18 protein-coding genes are annotated in these 18,755 nt (G+C 63.2%); 9 read left to right on the top strand and 9 right to left on the bottom strand.

Features of this window, described 5'->3' with window-relative positions; translation table 11 throughout:
- Positions 1-42: 42 nt before the first annotated feature.
- The 8 genes from glgX to FEV53_RS08705 form a co-directional block, all read right to left on the bottom strand.
- Complete coding sequence (glgX, locus tag FEV53_RS08740) at positions 43-2,148, bottom strand: glycogen debranching protein GlgX (RefSeq protein ID WP_246100766.1); 2,106 nt, start codon at positions 2,146-2,148, stop codon at positions 43-45.
- Positions 2,148-3,587: a glycogen synthase GlgA gene (glgA, locus tag FEV53_RS08735; RefSeq protein ID WP_142834436.1), complete on the bottom strand. Its 1,440-nt coding sequence runs from the start codon at positions 3,585-3,587 to the stop codon at positions 2,148-2,150. Before glgA ends, glgX begins: the two co-directional genes overlap by 1 nt.
- Positions 3,569-4,834 carry a glucose-1-phosphate adenylyltransferase gene (glgC, locus tag FEV53_RS08730; protein ID WP_142834435.1) on the bottom strand — a complete coding sequence of 422 codons (1,266 nt, stop codon included), beginning with the start codon at positions 4,832-4,834 and terminating at the stop codon, positions 3,569-3,571. Before glgC ends, glgA begins: the two co-directional genes overlap by 19 nt.
- A gap of 23 nt (positions 4,835-4,857) precedes the next feature.
- Positions 4,858-7,065, bottom strand: coding sequence for a 1,4-alpha-glucan branching protein GlgB (glgB, locus tag FEV53_RS08725; protein ID WP_142834434.1), 2,208 nt, complete (start codon positions 7,063-7,065; stop codon positions 4,858-4,860).
- Positions 7,066-7,162: 97 nt separating this feature from the next.
- Positions 7,163-9,547, bottom strand: a complete 2,385-nt coding sequence (locus tag FEV53_RS08720; protein ID WP_142834433.1) for a glycogen/starch/alpha-glucan phosphorylase — start codon at positions 9,545-9,547, stop codon at positions 7,163-7,165.
- A 125-nt stretch (positions 9,548-9,672) separates the two neighbouring features.
- Positions 9,673-10,347: an alpha/beta hydrolase gene (locus FEV53_RS08715; RefSeq protein WP_142834432.1), complete on the bottom strand. Its 675-nt coding sequence runs from the start codon at positions 10,345-10,347 to the stop codon at positions 9,673-9,675.
- A gap of 58 nt (positions 10,348-10,405) precedes the next feature.
- Positions 10,406-11,044 carry a DNA-3-methyladenine glycosylase family protein gene (locus FEV53_RS08710; protein ID WP_142834431.1) on the bottom strand — a complete coding sequence of 213 codons (639 nt, stop codon included), beginning with the start codon at positions 11,042-11,044 and terminating at the stop codon, positions 10,406-10,408.
- Positions 11,041-11,802, bottom strand: a complete 762-nt coding sequence (locus tag FEV53_RS08705) for a precorrin-6A/cobalt-precorrin-6A reductase (RefSeq protein WP_142834430.1) — start codon at positions 11,800-11,802, stop codon at positions 11,041-11,043. Before FEV53_RS08705 ends, FEV53_RS08710 begins: the two co-directional genes overlap by 4 nt.
- Before the next feature lie 87 nt (positions 11,803-11,889).
- On the opposite strand from FEV53_RS08705, the gene FEV53_RS08700 reads away from it, so the two are divergent.
- Positions 11,890-13,104, top strand: a complete 1,215-nt coding sequence (locus tag FEV53_RS08700; RefSeq protein WP_246100762.1) for an MFS transporter — start codon at positions 11,890-11,892, stop codon at positions 13,102-13,104.
- Between the two features lie 113 nt (positions 13,105-13,217).
- On the top strand, positions 13,218-13,517 hold the full coding sequence (locus tag FEV53_RS08695) for a hypothetical protein (RefSeq protein WP_142834429.1): 300 nt from the start codon (positions 13,218-13,220) through the stop codon (positions 13,515-13,517).
- Here the strand turns inward: FEV53_RS08695 and FEV53_RS08690 are convergent.
- Positions 13,505-13,939, bottom strand: coding sequence for a low molecular weight protein-tyrosine-phosphatase (locus FEV53_RS08690; protein ID WP_142834428.1), 435 nt, complete (start codon positions 13,937-13,939; stop codon positions 13,505-13,507). The genes FEV53_RS08695 and FEV53_RS08690 overlap by 13 nt on opposite strands.
- Positions 13,940-14,004: 65 nt before the next feature.
- Here FEV53_RS08690 and FEV53_RS08685 point away from each other — a divergent pair, with 65 nt between their 5' ends.
- From FEV53_RS08685 to FEV53_RS08655, 7 genes are all read left to right on the top strand, one after another.
- Positions 14,005-14,688, top strand: coding sequence for an NAD-dependent deacylase (locus FEV53_RS08685; RefSeq protein WP_142834427.1), 684 nt, complete (start codon positions 14,005-14,007; stop codon positions 14,686-14,688).
- 49 nt (positions 14,689-14,737) lie between these two features.
- Entirely contained in the window at positions 14,738-15,193 is a 456-nt protein-coding gene (locus tag FEV53_RS08680; protein WP_142834426.1) for a universal stress protein, read from the top strand.
- 1 nt (position 15,194) lies between these two features.
- Positions 15,195-15,899, top strand: a complete 705-nt coding sequence (locus FEV53_RS08675; protein ID WP_142834425.1) for a heparan-alpha-glucosaminide N-acetyltransferase — start codon at positions 15,195-15,197, stop codon at positions 15,897-15,899.
- Positions 15,900-15,968: 69 nt separating this feature from the next.
- Positions 15,969-16,529, top strand: coding sequence for a NifU family protein (locus FEV53_RS08670; RefSeq protein ID WP_142834424.1), 561 nt, complete (start codon positions 15,969-15,971; stop codon positions 16,527-16,529).
- Positions 16,522-17,151 (top strand): tRNA (adenosine(37)-N6)-threonylcarbamoyltransferase complex dimerization subunit type 1 TsaB, encoded by a 630-nt coding sequence (gene tsaB / locus FEV53_RS08665; protein ID WP_142834423.1) that lies wholly within the window; start codon positions 16,522-16,524, stop codon positions 17,149-17,151. Before FEV53_RS08670 ends, tsaB begins: the two co-directional genes overlap by 8 nt.
- Positions 17,148-17,576 carry a GNAT family N-acetyltransferase gene (locus FEV53_RS08660; protein ID WP_142834422.1) on the top strand — a complete coding sequence of 143 codons (429 nt, stop codon included), beginning with the start codon at positions 17,148-17,150 and terminating at the stop codon, positions 17,574-17,576. Before tsaB ends, FEV53_RS08660 begins: the two co-directional genes overlap by 4 nt.
- Positions 17,577-17,701: 125 nt before the next feature.
- Positions 17,702-18,703, top strand: coding sequence for a BMP family lipoprotein (locus FEV53_RS08655; RefSeq protein ID WP_142834421.1), 1,002 nt, complete (start codon positions 17,702-17,704; stop codon positions 18,701-18,703).
- Positions 18,704-18,755 lie beyond the last annotated feature (52 nt).

The following is an 18,755-nucleotide window of genomic DNA, read 5'->3' as shown; positions in this document are numbered from 1 at the left end:
CCCGGTCGCTCTGCGGTCAAAGCGGGGTCCGCGAAATGTCTGTCATGCCCGTCCGGGCGTCTCACAGGCCTCCGCCTCCAGAGCAAAGACCATCACCGATTCCGCGCGCAAGGCAATCTCTCCCTGCATCGCCTCGGACCCCGCACCGGGGCGGGCCGTGTCGATATGGCGGACCCAGACCTGACCTTCGGCGCAGCGGGGCAACACCCAGTCGAGATCCCCACCCGCGTTGAAGAGCACCAAGAGCGCATCCTCGGTCTCGGCATAGGCCGGAGTCCCCGAGGCCATCCGCAGCTCCATCCCGAGCGCCTTGAGGTTGCGGTTGGACCAGTCCTCCTGCTCCATCTTCGCCCCGTCAGCACGCCACCAGAACAGGTCTTCGAGCCCGTCATGGGTGCGCTCGCGGGCGTGGAGAAACCGCTTTTGCCGCAGGAGCGGATGCGCGGCGCGAAAGGCGATCAGCCCCTTGACGAAGTCGCGCAGTTCCAGATCGGCGTCTTCCCAGTCGATCCAGCTCGTCTCATTGTCCTGCGCATAGGCGTTGTTATTGCCGCCCTGGGAATTTCCCAGTTCATCCCCCGCCAGCAGCATCGGCGTCCCTTGCGAGAGCATCAGAGTGGCCAGCATGTTGCGCTTGCGCCGGGTCCGGGCCGCATTGATCGCGGCTTTGTCGGTCGGTCCCTCGACCCCCAGATTATCCGAGTAATTCTCGTTATGGCCGTCGCGGTTCTCCTCGCCATTGGCGTGATTGTGCTTGGCCACGTAGCTGACCACGTCTTCGAGCGTGAAGCCGTCATGGCTCGACAGAAAATTCACGCTGGAGGTCGCCAGCCGTCCGGAATGGTCGAACTGACGCGCCGAGCCCGTGAGCCGGTCGGCCAGGCCCGGCACGCAGCCCTCATCCCCGCGCCAGTAGCGCCGCACGCGGTCGCGGTATTTATCATTCCATTCGACAAAGGGCGGCGGGAAAGCGCCCAGCTGGTAGCCACCCGGCCCCACATCCCAGGGCTCGGCGATGAGCTTGACCCGGGACATGACGGGGTCCTGACGGATGGCGTCGAAAAACGCCGCCCCCTGATCAAAGCCGCCATTGCCCACGCGCCCCAGCGTCGAGCAAAGGTCAAAGCGGAACCCGTCCACATGCATCACCTCGACCCAGTAGCGCAGGGAATCCATGATCATCCGCAGCACCATGGGATGATCCACGTTCACCGTGTTTCCGCAGCCCGTGTCGTTAATGTAGAGACGCCGATCATTGGCGAGGCGATAATAGCTGGCGTTGTCGAGGCCCCGGAAGGATAGGGTCGGCCCCAGCTCATTGCCTTCGCAGGTGTGATTATAGACCACGTCGAGGATCACCTCGATCCCCGCCGAATGAAACCGGGCGACCATCTGCTGGAACTCGGCGATCTGGCCCGTTCCGAGATAGCGCGGCTCGGGCGCGAAAAAGCCCAGCGTCTGGTAGCCCCAGTAATTCGTCTTGTTCTTTTCGTGCAGGAAATGGTCCGTCAGGAACGCCTGTGCGGGCAGCAGTTCGACCGCGGTGATCCCGAGATCGGTCAGGTAGTCCAGCATCGGGTCCGCCGACATGGCCAGAAAACTGCCGGGCTTTGGTACATCGGGGCGCAATCGCGTGAGACCTTTGACATGGGCCTCGTAGATTACCGAGCGCTCCAGCGGGATGTCTGGATGGGTGTCCCGCCCCCAGCTAAAGCTCGGATCGACCACAACGGAGCGCGGCATATAAGGTGCCGAGTCGCGGGTGTCGAAACTCAGATCCGCATTTGGATCGCCGACCCGATAGCCCATCAGCGCGTCATTCCAGACCGGGTGAGCGGTCAGGCGTTTGGCATAGGGGTCCATCAGAAGCTTGTGCGGGTTGAACCGGTGTCCCTCATGGGGCGCATAAGGACCATGCGCCCGGTAGCCATAGAGGCAGCCGGGGGTGATACCGCTGAGATAGCCGTGCCACACATCCCCCGTCCGCTCGGGCAGATCGATCCGCTTTTCACGGCCCGTCTCACTGTCGAAGAGGCACAGCTCCATCCGGGTGGCGTTTTGCGAGAAGACGGCAAAGTTCACGCCGTCCCCGTCAAAGGTCGCCCCGAGAGGCTGGGCGCGCCCGGCAGAGATAGGGGAATGATCGATCACGCGTGCTCCACGATATCGGCATAAAGCCGGGCATATTGCGCCGCCGAAGCATCCCATCCCACCGGATGGCGCATGGCATTGCGCATTATCTGCCGCCAGATCGCAGGACGCCCATGAAGATCGCAGAGCTGCACAAGCGCAGCCGCCAAAGCATCGGGGCTGTTTGCGTCATGAATGACCCCCGTAGCCACCTGCGCCTTAAGCGCCGCGTCATTGGCGTCAATCACGGTATCGGCCAGACCTCCCGTGCGCGCGACCACTGGGATAGCCCCGTAGCGCAGACCATAAAGCTGCGTCAGCCCGCAAGGCTCAAAGCGCGACGGCACCAGCACCGCTTCGCCGCCGGCCATCATCCGATGGCTCAGCGCCTCGTCATAGCCGATATGGACCGCGACACCCTCATGGCGATCAGCGGCCTCACGCCAGCCCTGCTCCAGCCCCGGATCACCGGAGCCCAACAGCGCCAGTTGCCCGCCCGCCTCCAGATAGGACGGCAACGCCTCCAGCAAGAGGTCGAGCCCCTTCTGATGCGACAGGCGCGAGATGACGACGGCCAGAGGCCCGCTGCTCTGAGGCAGGCCGAATTCCTCGCGCAGCGCAGCGGTCGCCTTGGGCTTGCCGCGCGGCATCCGGTAGGCGAAGGGTGCGGGCTCCGCCGCAGGGTTCCAGACGGTCATGTCTATCCCGTTCAGAATGCCCGAGAGCGCGTCTGCACGGGCCCGGATCAGCCCGTCAAAGCCCATGCCGAATTCAGGCGTCATCAGCTCGGAAGCATAGCGCGGCGAGACAGTGGTGATCCGGTCCGCGTAGGCCAGACCCGCCTTCAGCGCCGAGCCGCGACCGTAGAACTCGATCCCGTCGGCGTGATAATCCGCCGGGTCGATCTCCAGCCGCACCATCCGCCCCGCATCAAATCCGCCGGCAAAAGCGATGTTGTGGATCGTGACGATGGTACCGACGTCCAGGCCGCGCTTGCGAATGTAATAGGGCGCGAGCCCGCCCTGCCAGTCATGGGCGTGGACAATATCCGGCTGCCAGTCGGTGCCCCCCGCCGCGATCTCGGCAGCCGCGAGGCACAGGGCGGCAAACCGCTCGGGGTTGTCGTCCCAGTCACGACCATGATCGTCCATGTAGATGCTGCCCGACCGGTCATAGAGATGGGGCGCGACCAGGACGAGGAGCGGCACGCCGCCACTCTCTCCCATCTCCACCCGTGCCTCGCCGCCCATGAGGTCGGCGAAGGTCAGAACCGTTTTCGACGCGCCGAGGGCAGCGACAACCGCCGGATAGCCGGGCAGCAGCACCCGCATCTCCACCCCCGAAGCCGCGAGCGCTTCCGGCAGCGCACCCACCACATCAGCGAGGCCGCCGGTTTTCACCAGCGGCGCGCATTCCGAAGCAACCGAGAGAACCCGGGTTACTGTGCCTTGAGCCATGCATCCACCATCGGCTTGGTAATCAGGGTGACGCCGCCCGGCGACACTTCGAAGAACTGCTCGTCCGTGGCGCGATCCTCGCCCACCACGAGACCTTCGGGGATCTGCACCCCGCGATCGACGACGCAGCGATTCAGTTTCGCATGGCGCGCCACGTTGACCCGGGGCATCAGCACCGACTGATCGAGAGACGCGTAGCTGTTCGTGTGCACCTGGCTGAATAATAGCGAGTTGCGGATCTCGGTGCCCGAAATGATGCAGCCGCCCGCCACCATGGACGAGATCGCATGACCGCGGCGGTTGCCCTCATCATGGACGAATTTCGCCGGAGGCGTGCTTTCGGAATAGGTCCAGATCGGCCAATTCTCATCCCACAGATCCAGCTCGGGCTCGAAATCGGTCAGGTCGATATTGGCCTGCCAATAGGCGTCGAGGGTGCCCACGTCCTTCCAATAAGCGGGAGCATCGGCGCTGTGGCGCACGCAGCTCTCGGTAAAGCGATGGGATTGGGCGTGGCCTGTCTCCACGATGCGTGGCACGATATCGCCGCCGAAATCATGGCTGGAGCTCTCGCGGTCCTGATCGCTCAGCAGAAGATCCCGCAGGTAGCTCCATTTGAAGACATAAATCCCCATGGAAGCCAGCGAATGCTCGGGATCGCCAGGGATCGAGGGCGGGTCGGCGGGCTTTTCAAGGAAGGAGGTGATGCGACCAGTCTCGTTCACATGCATGACACCGAACGCTTTGGCCTCATCGCGCGGCACGGTGAGACAGCCCACCGTCACATCGGCATTGGTCTCCACATGCTCTTGAAGCATGAGCTCGTAATCCATCTTGTAGATGTGATCACCGGCGAGGATCAGGATGTATTCGATGCCGTAGCTGTCGATGATGTCGATATTCTGGGTTACCGCATCGGCAGTACCCACATACCATTTATCCTCGGCCACGCGCTGGGAGGCGGGCAGGATGTCAAGATATTCGTTCCGCTCGGCGCGGAAGAACGACCAGCCGCGTTGGCAATGGCGGATCAGGGAGTGTGCCTTGTACTGGGTGGCGATGGCCATCTTGCGGATGCCCGAGTTCAGCGCGTTGGACAGGGCAAAGTCGATGATGCGGGTTTTGCCGCCAAAATAGACAGCCGGTTTGGCGCGGTTATCGGTGAGCTGTTTCAGGCGGCTGCCGCGCCCCCCGGCCAGCACGAACGCCATGGTCCGCGACGACAGACGACGGTTGTTCGGTTGCATATGGTCTCCTCCCTGCGGGCCCATCAGCCCGCCTCCTTGATGAAAATGAGCGTCGAGAGCGGCGGCAGCGTCACCTCCGCCCGGGCCGGCTGGCCGTTCAGGGGCTCGGCCACGGCGTCGACGCCGCCCAGATTGCCCCGACCCCCGCCGCCATAGATGTCGGCGTCGCTGTTGATCGCCTCCCGCCAGCGGCCCACCTGCGGCATCCCGAGCGTGTAGCGGCGCTCAACCGGGGTGAAGTTGCAGATCACCACCGCCTCAGGCGCATCGCCGCCCGAGCGTCGGATCCACGCATAGGTCGAGGCCGAGGCATCATTCGACTCGATCCACTGGAACCCTTCGGGGTCGCAATCAAGCGCATGGAGCGCAGGCTCGGCACGGTAGAGCGTGTTCAGATCCCGCACAAAGCTCTGGACGCCGCGATGCATCGGATCGTCCAGAATGCCCCAGGGCAGTTGCTCGTCATGGCGCCATTCCGAGCGCTGGGCCATCTCCTGCCCCATAAACAAGAGCTTCTTGCCCGGATGCCCCCACATAAACCCGTAATAGGCCCGGAGATTGGCAAATTTCTCCCAATCATTGCCGGGCATCTTTTGCAGCATCGAGCCTTTGCCATGGACGACCTCGTCATGGCTGATCGGCAGGATGAAATTCTCCGAGAACGCGTAATGCAGGCCAAAGGTCATAAGATGGTGATCGTAGCTGCGATAGATCGGATCTTTTTCGATGTAGCGCAGGGTGTCGTTCATCCACCCCATGTTCCACTTGAACCCAAAGCCCAGGCCGCCACCATCGACGGGCCGCGAGACCTGCGGGAAAGACGTGCTTTCTTCGGCCACGGTCATGATGCCCGGATGCTGGCCATAGGCGATCTTGTTCACCTCGCGCAGGAAGTCGATGGCCTCGTAATTCTCGCGCCCGCCATCCTTGTTCGGCACCCACTGCCCGTCGTCGCGCGAATAGTCGCGGTAAAGCATCGACGCCACCGCATCCACGCGCAGCCCGTCCACGTGATACTCGTCGAGCCAGTAGAGCGCGTTGGAGACGAGGAAATTGCGCACCTCGGTGCGGCCATAATTATAGATCAGGGTGTTCCAGTCCTGATGGAACCCCTCTCGGGGGTCGGAATGCTCGTAGAGATGCGTGCCGTCGAACAGCCCCAGCCCGTGGGCGTCGGTCGGGAAATGCCCCGGCACCCAGTCGAGAAGCACGCCCAGCCCTTTGTTATGGGCCGCCTCCACCAGATCGCGGAACTCATGCGGCGGACCAAAGCGGACGGTCGGCGCGAACAGCCCCACCGGCTGGTAACCCCAGGACCCGTCAAACGGATATTCGCTGATCGGCAACAGCTCGATATGGGTGAATCCCATGTCAGCGGCATAATCCACCAGCTCCTCGGCGGCCTCGCGATAAGAGAGCGAGCGATTGCCCTCCTCCACCACGCGCTTCCACGATTCGAGGTGGACTTCGTAGATGGAGATGGGCGCGGTGCGATCATTCTGCGCGGCACGTGTCTCCATCCATTTGCCGTCTTTCCAGCCATAGCCGTCAATATGACGAACCACGCTGGCATTCTGCGGCGCGTGTTCAGAGCCGAAACCAACCGGGTCGGCTTTCAGTGGCTGTCGCTGCCCCCCCGCGCCAAGGATCTCGTATTTGTAACTCTCACCCTCGCCGATATTGGGGATGAAAATTTCCCAGACGCCGGTGGAGCCGCGTCGGCGCATGGGGTGGCGACGCCCGTCCCAGGCGTTGAAACCGCCAACCACCGAGACTCTTTCTGCATTCGGAGCCCAGACGGCGAAATGGGTGCCGTTCTGGCTCTCATGCGCGATCACATGAGCGCCCAGCACCCGCCAGATTTTCTGATGCGTGCCCTCGCCCAGCAGATATTCGTCCATCTCGCCGATCACGGGGCCGAAGCGATAGGGGTCCTCAACTTCCCAAGTCGTGCCGTGGAGCTCGCCGCGCAACCAGTAATGGCCGTCCCCCGGAACCTCCCCGGCAAAGACCGACAGCCCCTCGCCCGCGCGGATCAGCTCATGAGCAGTGCCGTCTTCAGTCACCCCCCACATGCGATCGGCGCCGGGATCGATGGCGCGGACCGTGCGGACACCGTTGACCAGATGCGGCCCGAGAACCGCAAAGGGATCACCGTGCCGCCCCTGATGGAGCGCTTCGGCAGAAGCGTGGTCGATGGGCTTGGCGGGGATGTGCTTTGGTTTGGTCATTCTGTCACGCTAGGCTGCTCATCAGATTTCGCAACCACTTCGGGTTGTGTTTGGGTACAGAGAGGCAGGGGTTTCGTGCCCCTCCCCCCTGTTTGGATCAGTCGACGCTCAGGGCTTTGGCATCCCAGATATCGGCCATGTAGCCCCGGATCGTGCGGTCCGATGAGAACCAGCCCGAGCGCGCCACGTTCAGGATCGCCTTGCGCGTCCAGGCTTTGGGGTCTCGATAGGCCGCATCCAGCTCCCGGCTGGCACGCCAGTAATCAGTGAAATCGGACGACACGAGGAAGTAATCCGGCCCGCTCACATTATCGACGATCCCGCCGAAGCCGTGGCCAAAGGTCCCGTGCCGGATCGCCTCCAGCGCCCGCGCCAGACGCGGATCCGCAGAAATGGCCTGCCAGGCGTGGCCTTCCACCTGACGACGGGCGACCACTTCCTCGGCTGTCATACCGAAGAGGAAGAAGTTCTCCGCCCCCACCAGCTCGCGAATCTCCACATTCGCGCCATCCAGCGTGCCGATCGTCAGCGCGCCGTTCAGGGCGAATTTCATATTGCCGGTGCCGGAGGCTTCCTTGCCGGCGGTCGAGATCTGCTGAGAAACCTCGGCGGCAGGGATCAGGCGCTCGGCCAGACTGACATTGTAATTCGCCGGGTAGGCCACCCGCAGCAGGTGACGCGTATCGGGGTCGCGGTTCACGACCTCAGCCACCTTATTGATCAGGCGGATGATGTCCTTGGCAAAGAAATACCCCGGCGCGGCCTTGCCGCCAAAGATCTTCAGCGTCGGGACCCAGTCGCCTTTGGGGTCGTCCTTCATCTCCTGCCAGAGTGCGATGGTCTGCAGGATGTTCAGGTGCTGGCGCTTATATTCGTGGATCCGCTTGATCTGGACATCGAACATGGCGTCGGGGTCAACGCCGGTGCCTTCTTTGCCCAGATAGGCGGCCAGATCGGCCTTGTTTGCACGCTTGGCCTTGGCAAAGGCCTCCACAAACCCCGCATCCTCGGCGAGTGGCTCAAGCTGTTGCAGCTGCTCCAGATCGCCGACCCAGCCGTCGCCGATGGCCTCGGTGATCAGCGCCGAAAGGCGTGGGTTCGCGGACAACATCCAGCGGCGCGGGGTCACGCCGTTGGTCTGGTTCACGATCCGCCCGGGATGCAGACGGTTCAGCTCGGCAAATACGGTGTCTTTCATCAGTTCCGAATGGAGCGCAGAGACGCCATTGACCCGATGCGCCGTGGTAAAGGCCAGCGGCCCCATATGCACGTCGCCATGGTCGATGAGGCGCACGTGGCGGTCGGGATGGGCCTCTGCGTGGAGCGCATCCATCCGCTCGATGATCTGCATGTGCCGCGGCAAGAGATGCGCCATGAGCCCCACCGACCAGCGCTCCAGCGCCTCAGGTAGAAGCGTGTGGTTCGTGTAGGCCAGACAGCCCCGCGCGATCTCGACCGCCTGCTCAAAGGATAGCCCGCGCTCGTCATGGAGGATGCGGATCAGCTCCGGCCCGGCGATCGCCGGGTGCGTGTCGTTGAGCTGAATCGCCACCTTCTCCGGCAGCAGCGACAGGTCGTCATATTCGCTGTCAAAGCGGCGCAGGATGTCATGCAGCGACGCGGCCGTGAAGAAGTATTCCTGCTTCAGTCGCAGCCGCTTGCCCTCATCGGTGGTGTCGTCGGGATACAGCACCCGGCTGATAGTCCGCGCCAGCGCTTCCTGATGGGCGGCACCGTAGTAATCGCCCGCGTTAAACCGCGACAGGTCAAAGATCTGTTCAGGCCGCGCCGACCACAGACGCAGAGTGTTTGCCCAGGCGCCCTTCCAGCCGATCACCGGCGTGTCATAGGCGCGGGCCAGAACAGCTTCGCCCGGATACCAGCGGGTCTGGCCATTTTCCTCTGCCACATGGCCGCCAAAGCCGATGCGATATTCCACCTCGGCGCGCTCGAATTCCCAGGCGTGGGGCTCGCTCAACCAGTCCTCTGGTGCTTCGACCTGACGGCCATCATCAAAGCTCTGACGGAACAGACCGTGCTCGTAGCGAATTCCGTAACCATGGGCGGGACAGCCGAGGCTCGACATGGATTCGAGAAAACAGGCCGCAAGCCGCCCTAGGCCACCATTCCCCAATGCCGCGTCCGGTTCGTCCGCGATGACGGCCTTCGCATCAAGGCCCCGCTCATCGAAAAACGCCGTGACTTCGTCCATTAGGCCAAGGTTCACCGCCGCATCTTCGAGCAGGCGCCCGATGAGAAACTCCATCGACAGATAATAGACGCGCTTACCCTGTTTGGCGTAGGTCGTGCGGGTCGAGGCGAACCACGGATCCACGATCCGGTCACGGATCGCGAGGCTCAGGGCAAGCCGCCAGTCGGTGCGGGTCGCATGGGCCGCGTCCTTGCCCAGACCATATTTCAGTTGTTGCAAAATCGCGTCGGACAGGTTTTCCGACGGCAGATGCACGGGCGCTTCTTGCATATTCGGGTCTCTCTCGTGCGTATAGTTAGCGTTAGCAGTCAGCCATTCGCTGCCGCTCTAACCCATTCAGACTAATTCACAAGCCTAGAATCCCGATCCGGCGCAGAAAGGCTCGGTCTGTGCGGTCACTCCGCGTGGTCGAGGCCCAGACGGTCGCGGATAAATGCGAGTGCGATGGACAACCCGTCGGGCGCGATTCCATGCCCCGTGCCTTTAGAAATATGTGCGTACACATCGAGCCCGGCGGCCTGCAACGCTTCGGCGGCAGCGGGCAGGGATTGAGGGGGCACAACATCGTCCTGATCGCCATGGATCAGCAGAACCGGCGGGCGAGCCGTGATCTCGTCTTCGAGGCTTTCCGGTCGCAGCAGTCGTCCGGAAAACCCAACGAGTGCGGCACAAGGCTTCTCCGCCCGCAGCGCCACATGGAGCATCATCATCGTGCCCTGGCTAAAGCCGACGAGCACCAATTGCTTTTCGGTTATCCCCTCCTGCTCCAGCACAGAGGCCAGATAGGCACGGAGGTCTTCGGTCGCGCGGTCCATGCCCGCCTCGGCCTCTGCCGGATCAGAACCGTCAATCCACGGGATCGGAAACCACTGGTAGCCCATGGGGTTCACGACCGAGCGCTCAGGCGCATCAGGCGCGAGGAACACCGTGTCCGGCAGATGAGGGGCCAGCGGATCGGCGAGGCCCAGCAGATCCGCGCCATCGGCCCCATAGCCATGCAGGAACACCACGACCGAGCCGGTCTTGCCGGATTGGGATGGGCGGCGTTTGCTGTCGAGAACACGGACCATGGGGCACCTCCTGCGTTTCCCGCTGACCTACGCGCTCTGTCCGGCAGAGGCAACGGGCCTAGCCGACGCCCTCGCGCCCCTTGGCCACCGCATACCACGCCCAAAGCCCCCGCGCCGCCACCCCACGCCACGGGCTCCAGCGCTGCGCCTCGGCGCGCAACTCGGCCTCTGTTGGGCGGTCGGTCCGGCACCAAAGCATCCTTGCCGCTTCTTGCAAGGCGAGATCCCCTGCCGGAAAAACATCCGCCCGACCCAGCGCAAACAATGCGTAGATCTCTGCCGTCCAGCGCCCGATCCCCGGCAACGCCACCAGAGAGTCCACGACCTCTCCGGACGGCAAATCTCCAAGCGCGTCGAAGTCGATGTCAGCCTCGGAGAGCGCTCGCAGATAGCGCAGCTTGGGCCGCGACAACCCGCAGGCCCGCAGAGCGTCGTCCCCGGCCTTGCGGATCGCGTCTGCATCGGTGAAGCCCGCTGCCTCCAGCCGCCCGCCGATCGCTCGCGCCGAAGCCACCGAGACCTGCTGACCGACAATTGCCTGCAATAGCGCCCCAAATCCCCCCGGCCGCAGGCGCAGCGGCCACGGCCCCGTCTCCGCCCGCGCCATGGCCAGCCGTGGGTCCCGCATGATGAGCCAATGGGTCCCCTCCTCGATACAGTCTGCGCCCCGGATAATCCTCTCGCTGTGGAGGGTCATTCCACCCGGTCCCGGAGCGCCACGCGGCGCAGCCAGCTGACCGCATACGCAAGCGACTCAAAGCGGATGGCATCGGGCTGCATCGGCCTGCGGATCATAGCCACGTTGATCCCCAGCCGTCGGGCCGCATCGAGTTTCGACCGGCTGGACGTACCGCCCGAATTGCGGACGATCATCCAGTCAATACCCAGTTTCCGAAACAGCTCCACCTCCTCATCGACGGAGAAGGGTGGCCTGCCAAAAAGCCAGCGCCCGGTCTCAAAGGGTGGCGGCTCCGACGGCACCTCGCCCAATTGGCGAACAACGACCTCTCGGCCTTCGAGACGGCCATAGCGATCGATGCCCGCCCGCCCGGTTGTGAGGAAAATTCGTGCCCCTGGCGGCACAAGCGCGGCCGCCTCGGCCTCATCTGCGGCAAAATGCCACCGATCCCCGTCCAGCGGAGTCCAGGCCGGACGCAGGAACTGACCATAGGGCAACCCCTCCTCGGCGCATATTCGCGCCGAACGGAACGAGATCCGCGTGGCAAACGGATGGGTGGCATCCAGAACCGCGCCGACCCGTTCATCCCGCAGGTAGGCGCGGAAGCCTTCATCGCCCCCAAACCCGCCGATCCGCGACGGAATCCCCAGCGGTTGCGGCACACGAGAGGGGCGGGACAGCGAAGCGGTCGCGGTGACACCGCTCATCAGCGCCAGCGACGCGGCCAGATCGCGGGCCTCTGAGGTGCCCGCGAGAAGGAGAACTCTGGTTGTCACGCTTTCACCTGTTCATCGTTTCCGGCGTCGCCTAGACATCATCTAGACCGGCATAGCCGCCTTGGTACCCAGATCTTAGATGGAAGCATGATGACCGCCAAAATCTCCCGTGAGAAGAGGAACGTTATTGTCCTCGCTGCCGCACAGGCCTACTTGGGTGCGCAGATGTCCATGCTGTTCATCGTTGGTGGTCTGGCGGGGCAGATGCTGTCGCCCAATCCGTGTTTCGCGACCCTCCCGATTTCCCTGATCGTGTTTGGCTCCATGCTGGCAGCACAGCCTCTTTCCGGGCTGATGCAGCGTCGCGGGCGGCGGGCCGGCTTCGTGCTGGGCGCCATCTGCGGAGGCGGCGGGGCGCTGTTGGGGGCGTTTGGTCTCTATAGCGGTAGCTTTGCGATCTTCCTCGCCGGATCCCTGCTGGCGGGAGGGTACATGTCCTCTCTGGGGTTCTACCGGTTTGCCGCGGCTGACACCGCGTCCGAGACATTCCGGCCCAAAGCGATTTCCTACGTGATGGCCGGGGGGCTGGCCTCCGCGATCATTGGCCCGCAGCTGGTCAAGCTGACGTCGGATCTCACTGTCATCCCATTTCTCGGAACGTATCTCGCGGTCGTCGTGCTGAACCTGACAGGCGTTGCTCTGTTTCTCGGCCTCGACATTCCGCGCCCCCCCGCACCAGCGGCGGGCAGCGACGCGGGACGCAGCCGGGCGCAGCTTTTGGCCAGCCCGGTGATCCTCGTGGCGATCATCTGCGCCATGGTCACCTATGCGTTGATGAACCTCGTCATGACCTCCACCCCTCTGGCCGTGGTTGGGTGCGGCTTTGCCCCCGATGACGCTGCCGATATCGTCTCAGCTCACGTTCTGGCCATGTATGCGCCGTCGTTCTTTACGGGTCACGTGATCGCGCGGTTCGGGGTGCGCATGGTCACCTCGCTGGGGCTGGTGTTTCTCGCCATCGCCGGCCTGGTCGGCCTCGCTGGCGTTGAGATCACCAATTTCTATGGAGCGCTGATCCTGCTGGGGCTCGGATGGAATTTTGCCTTTATTGGCGCAACGACGATGCTCTCGACAGCCCACACGCCCGAAGAGCGCGGTCGCGTCCAGGGCATGAACGACTTTGCCGTTTTCGGCTGCGTCACCCTCGCCTCGCTCGCCTCAGGCACATTGATGAACTGCGCGGGCGGCTCGCCGCAAGAAGGCTGGAGCGCCGTTAATATGGCCATGCTCCCGTTTCTCGCACTCGCTGGCGGCGCGCTGATCTGGTTGCGCCTGCGCGGTGACGAGCCGACCCGGTTGTAACGGGTTTTGCGACTCAGGACAGACGTGATAATGTCAGATCGGCGGAATTGCGGAAGAACCGGAAGGATCCGGCGCCGCAAAGACACGAGCAGTACATAACGAGGCAAAACACCATGAAAAAACTGTTTGGAATTGCAGCCGTGCTGATGCTGACGACCGGCGCGGCACATGCAGGGACGATTGAACGCGCCTGCGAGAAATCCGAGCGCGGCAGCGCATCGCCGCGGCTGTGCGACTGTATTCAGCAAGTGGCGGACGCCACGCTGTCGCGCAAAGATCAGAAACTCGCTGCGACGTTCTTCAAAGATCCTCACAAGGCTCAGGAAGTCCGGCAGTCGGATAACCGCCGCCACGAGGTTTTCTGGAAAAAATACAAGAAATTCGGCAGCGCCGCGCAGAGCTATTGCAGCTGAGCGATCAGCTTGTCTGCCGCCTCTTCGATTATCTGAAGAGCTCCGATGTAGTCACCGGTATAATAGGGATCCGGCACATCCGCATCGTCAGCCAAAAGACGCACCGGCGTGTTATTCCCCGCCGGCCTGCGGAGCTCGACGTCCCTGAGGTTGTTCCGGTCGGCGACGAGGATAAGGTCGAAGGCGAAAAAATCTTGTTCCGAGACCTGCCGCGCCCGCAGCGGCGACAGATCGTATCCGCTCTGCCGGGCGGTTGCGATCATCGGCCGGTGCGGCGGCTCTCCCAGATGCCATCCGCTGGTCCCGGCCGAATCGACCTCAACGTCCAGACCGGCCGCACGCGCACGGTCCCGCAGAACCACCTCAGCAGTGGGAGAGCGACAGATATTTCCGAGACAGACGACAAGAATGCGATAAGCCATGAAATCAGCCTAGCGCTGCACGCCACTCTCTTCCAGTCTGCACAGGACTTAAACCGGAGCGGCAGATGATCTTCATCCTCACCGGCGCGGGACTGTCCGCAGAAAGCGGTCTCGGCACCTTTCGCGACACGGGTGGCATCTGGTCGAAATATGACCTCACCGAAGTTGCCACACCCGAAGGCTATGCGCGCAATCCTGCACGGGTGCACGAGTTCTATAATGTCAGACGGCGGAACGCAGCGGCGGCGACTCCGAACCCGGCGCATTACGCACTGGCCAATCTGGAAAAGCGGGGCGTGGCACGGCTGATCACCCAGAATGTGGACTCTCTGCTGGAGGCGGCGGGCGCGAGCAGCGTTCTGCACATGCATGGGCAACTCGACCGGGTAAAATGCGCGAACTGCGACGTACGATGGGACGCGCCGTTGGAGACCTCTGCTGACGACGCCTGCCCCACCTGCGGTGCCCTTGCTGTCCGGCCCGATGTGGTCTGGTTTGGCGAGATCCCCTATGGGTTGGATCAGATCGAGACCTGGCTCGCCACAGCATCTCTGTTCGTGGCCATCGGCACCAGCGGCACCGTTTACCCGGCAGCCGGCTATGTGGACATGGCGCGGACGCTCGGCATTCCGACGCTGGAGATCAATCTCGAACCGTCAGGCGGCGCCTTCGATGACGGGGTCTACGGCCCTGCGTCAGAGACCGTTCCGAATTGGGTCGAGACGCTGGGCACCTCGCCTTTGCGCTAGACAGGGGGATCGGGATCGCCCATCGTACCCTCTTGAGGAGGGACAGGGGATGCGCAAGTTTCTGGTCGTGCTCGATGACAGCCGCGAATGTCTGAACGCCATGCGTTATGCCGCGATGCGTGCGGCGAAAACCTCTTCGGGCGTGACGATTCTGTCGATCATTCCTCCCGATGATTTCAATCACTGGCTCGGTGTTGGATCGCTGATGAAGGAAGAAGCGCGGGAACGGATCGAAGCCCATTTCGAGGTCTTTGCGAAATGGATGCGCGACCGTCAGAATATCGATCCGACGCTGGTGATCCGCGAGGGTGAAGCTGTGCCGCAGCTTTTGGCCCAGATTCGAGAAGATAAGGAAATCGGCGTGCTCGTGCTTGGCGCGGGCGAAGACAAGGCCGGTCCCGGCCCGCTCGTCACACAACTTTCGAAAGCCGCTGGCGGTTTGCCGGTTCCGCTCACGATCGTGCCCGGCAATCTCTCGAAGGACCGGCTGGAGGCCATCACCTGACATGACTGCCGAAGCTGCCACGCGGGTCGCATGGATCGACCACGCGCGCGGTATCGCCCTCGGTGCGATGGTCGTGTATCACTTCAGCTTCGACCTCGCACTCCTTGGGCTCGTTGACTGGAATGTCTCCCACGGGACATTCTGGCGGAGTTTTGCCATCGCGATTGCGGGCAGCTTCATTGCGCTTGCTGGCGTGTCGCTCAGCCTCGCGGCCCGGGGCGGTCTGCGCTGGCGGTCCTACCTGCGACGCCTCGCGATCCTGGCAGCGGCGGCGCTGGGGGTGACCGTCGCCACATCCCTCACCATGCCCTACCCGATATGGTTCGGAATCCTGCACGCCATCGCGCTCTTCTCTGTGCTGGCGCTGCCATTTCTGCGCCTGCATCCGGCTGTCACTCTCGTTTCAGCGGTGGCCGTTCTCATCGCACCAATCGTCCTGACCAGCGAGATCTTCGCCCACCCGTTGCTCTACCCGCTGGGCCTGTCGCCAAATACGCCACCCTCCATGGATTATGAGCCGATCTTTCCGTGGTTCGCCCCGATGCTCGTCGGAATTGCAGTCGCCCGGTATTTACAGATGCCGCGAACCGCCCCGGCGACGGACCTGCTGGCCAGGGCCGGTCGGCACTCCCTCCTCATCTATCTCGCACATCAGCCGATCCTGCTGGTTGTATTGCTTGGACTGCGGCAGCTCGGGCTAGTTTAGAACCATTCCAAACCTTGACAGCGCCCGCCTCCATCCGCATATCCAAGCGGAAGCCACAGGAGCGTCCCCATGTTCATCCAGACCGAGTCCACACCCAACCCGGCCACGCTGAAATTCCTGCCCGGTCAAACGGTGCTGGAGACCGGGACAGCCGACTTCCCAAACGCCGACGCTGCGCAAACCTCGCCGCTGGCTCAGCGTCTGTTCGGGATCGAGGGTACGACGGGCGTATTTTTTGGCAGCGACTTCGTGACGGTTACAAAGGCGGATGCTGTGGATTGGGACCATATCAAACCCTCTCTGCTCGGCGCGATCATGGAGCACTTCCAGTCAGGCCAACCGGTCATGGGCGCGGGCGCCGAGGCGGCTGGCGGTCACGCGGATCAGGATGGCCCGGACGGCGAAATTGTTACGCAAATCAAGGAACTGCTTGACACCCGCGTCCGACCCGCAGTGGCACAGGACGGCGGTGACATCACTTTTTACGGCTTCGACAAGGGTGTCGTCTATCTGCAAATGCAGGGCGCGTGCTCCGGCTGCCCTTCTTCGACGCTGACGCTGAAGATGGGCATCGAGAACCTGCTGCGTCACTATATTCCAGAGGTGGTCGAGGTGCGCCCCGTTGCCTGAGCAGGGCCCCGTCCTCGCATTTGACACGTCGGCCGCGCATTGCGCGGCCGCTCTCGTTCAGGGCGACCGAGTCTTGGCACACCGCCACGAAGAGATGGCCCTTGGGCAGGCCGAACGTCTGTTGCCGCTGCTGGCTGAGCTTCTGGATGAGGCCGGTCTCGACTGGTCTGATCTGGCGCTGATTACGACGGGTGTCGGCCCCGGTAATTTCACCGGCATCCGCATTTCCGTGGCAACGGCGCGCGGACTGGCGCTTGGGCTGGGCATCCGGTCCGTTGGCGTCTCCACTCTCGACGCTCTGCGCGAGGGGCATGAGGCGACTGTATTGCCCTCGATCGACGCGCGCGGCGGCAAGCTCTATCTGGGTCTGCCCAGCGGACCTGAGTTGTGCGCTCTGGACGCCCTGCCCGACCTGCCTTGGGAAGCGCTTTGCATTGGCCACGAGGCTGAACGACTCGCCGAGTTGTGTGGCGGTACCGTCGCCGAACCCGCCCTGCCCCTCGCCGTCGCCATTGCGCAGATCGCGCGCGATGGACGCGGAGAGGCTGTGAGCCGACCGAGACCCCTTTACATCCGCGCACCCGACGCCGCACCGGCGAAACCAGCACCCCCCGTGGCATGACGCCGGAGGCCCTCAGCAACGCCGAGCTTGCCGCAATTCATGCGCGGGCGATGCGCGTGCCGAAACCTTGGTCCGAGGCGGAGATTGCCAGCCTCCGCGCGGCGCCTGGGATCCTCTGCCTGACCGCAGGCCGCAGCTTTGCAATGGGTCGTGTCGTACTGGATGAGGCGGAACTCCTGACCATCGCTGTGGACCCGGATCATCAGGGAAAAGGCATCGGGCGGGAATTGCTCGACGCCTATCATCGCCGCGCCCATGCCAACGGGGCGACCGTGTCGTTCCTGGAAGTTGCTGAAACCAACGTCCCGGCCCGAGCATTGTACTACGCCGCAGAGTATATCCAATGCGGCTTACGCAAGGGCTACTATACCGATGTGCAACCTCCCGTTGATGCGCTGGTTTTGAGACGCCCTCTGCCTGCATGACCCTTCGAAAAACCGCCGGATCCCCTTGACCCCCTGCCCGGGCTCCGGCCTTATCGTCGGATGGAACGCGGAGCTTATCCGTGCGCTGGCCGATTCTGGCCCAACCAATTGGGAGACCCCGTAGAATGAGCGTCATGAAATCGTTTCTGACCGCCACCGCCACGCTTGGGCTGATGGCCGGCGCTGCGATGGCTGAACCCGGTCTGATCATCGACCTGGGCGGCAAATTCGACAAGTCCTTCAACGAGAGCGCCTATAATGGTGCCCAGCGCTGGGTCGAAGAGACCGGCGGCAAGTATCTGGAAACCGAGCTGGCCTCCGAGGCGCAGCGCGAGCAGACCATGCGTCGCATGGCCGAGCGGGGCGCGAACCCGGTCGTGGTGCTGGGCTTTGCCAACGCCTCGACGCTGGAGAAAGTCGCCCCGGACTACCCCGAGACGAACTTTGTGATCGTGGACATGGTGGTGGACCAGCCGAACGTGCAGTCGGTGGTCTTCTCGGAGCATGAGGGCTCCTATCTCGTCGGCATGATGGCGGCGATGGCCTCAGAGTCGAACACCGTCTCCTTTGTGGGCGGGATGGACGTGCCCCTGATCCGCAAATTTGCCTGTGGCTATGCCGAAGGCGCCAAGGCCGCGAACCCCGACGTGACCGTCATTGCCAACATGACCGGCACCACCCCCGCCGCATGGAACGATCCGGTCAAGGGCGGTGAGCTGACCCGCAGCCAGATCAGCCAGGGCGCTGACGTGGTCTTTGCCGCCGCTGGTGGCACGGGCGTGGGCGTTCTGCAAACCGCCGCTGACGAGGAAATCCTGTCGATCGGCGTCGACTCGAACCAGAACTACCTGCATCCGGGCTCAGTCCTGACCTCCATGGTCAAGCGGGTGGACAACGCGGTCTACGACGCTTTCCAGGCCGCCGCCGATGGCAATCTTCAGACCGGCGTGGTGGTGAAGAACCTCGAAAGCGAAGGCGTCGGCGTCGCCATGGACGAGCATAATGCGGATCTGGTGACCGACGAGATGAAGGCCGCCATCGACGAGGCGATGATGAAGATTCAGTCCGGCGAACTGGTGGTGCACGACTACACCACGGATGACAGCTGCCCGTCGCTGACCTTCTGAGACAATCCGACCCCGCCCCGATCCGGGCGGGGTCATTCTTTGCGGAGGTGCC

Source organism: Palleronia caenipelagi (assembly GCF_007004065.1).
Classification (GTDB): Bacteria; Pseudomonadota; Alphaproteobacteria; order Rhodobacterales; family Rhodobacteraceae; genus Palleronia; species Palleronia caenipelagi.
This window is presented reverse-complemented; position numbering and strand designations above follow the sequence as displayed.

Bases quoted from the DNA above. Each gene is read 5' to 3' on its own strand.
- glgA (WP_142834436.1), bottom strand. From the start codon at position 3,587: ATGGCTCAAGGCACAGTAACCCGGGTTCTCTCGGTTGCTTCGGAATGC.
- glgC (WP_142834435.1), bottom strand. From the start codon at position 4,834: ATGCAACCGAACAACCGTCGTCTGTCGTCGCGGACCATGGCGTTCGTG.
- glgB (WP_142834434.1), bottom strand. From the start codon at position 7,065: ATGACCAAACCAAAGCACATCCCCGCCAAGCCCATCGACCACGCTTCT.
- FEV53_RS08720 (WP_142834433.1), bottom strand. From the start codon at position 9,547: ATGCAAGAAGCGCCCGTGCATCTGCCGTCGGAAAACCTGTCCGACGCG.
- FEV53_RS08715 (WP_142834432.1), bottom strand. From the start codon at position 10,347: ATGGTCCGTGTTCTCGACAGCAAACGCCGCCCATCCCAATCCGGCAAG.
- FEV53_RS08710 (WP_142834431.1), bottom strand. From the start codon at position 11,044: ATGACCCTCCACAGCGAGAGGATTATCCGGGGCGCAGACTGTATCGAG.
- FEV53_RS08700 (WP_246100762.1), top strand. From the start codon at position 11,890: ATGATGACCGCCAAAATCTCCCGTGAGAAGAGGAACGTTATTGTCCTC.
- FEV53_RS08695 (WP_142834429.1), top strand. From the start codon at position 13,218: ATGAAAAAACTGTTTGGAATTGCAGCCGTGCTGATGCTGACGACCGGC.
- FEV53_RS08690 (WP_142834428.1), bottom strand. From the start codon at position 13,939: ATGGCTTATCGCATTCTTGTCGTCTGTCTCGGAAATATCTGTCGCTCT.
- FEV53_RS08685 (WP_142834427.1), top strand. From the start codon at position 14,005: ATGATCTTCATCCTCACCGGCGCGGGACTGTCCGCAGAAAGCGGTCTC.
- FEV53_RS08680 (WP_142834426.1), top strand. From the start codon at position 14,738: ATGCGCAAGTTTCTGGTCGTGCTCGATGACAGCCGCGAATGTCTGAAC.
- FEV53_RS08675 (WP_142834425.1), top strand. From the start codon at position 15,195: ATGACTGCCGAAGCTGCCACGCGGGTCGCATGGATCGACCACGCGCGC.
- FEV53_RS08670 (WP_142834424.1), top strand. From the start codon at position 15,969: ATGTTCATCCAGACCGAGTCCACACCCAACCCGGCCACGCTGAAATTC.
- FEV53_RS08660 (WP_142834422.1), top strand. From the start codon at position 17,148: ATGACGCCGGAGGCCCTCAGCAACGCCGAGCTTGCCGCAATTCATGCG.
- FEV53_RS08655 (WP_142834421.1), top strand. From the start codon at position 17,702: ATGAGCGTCATGAAATCGTTTCTGACCGCCACCGCCACGCTTGGGCTG.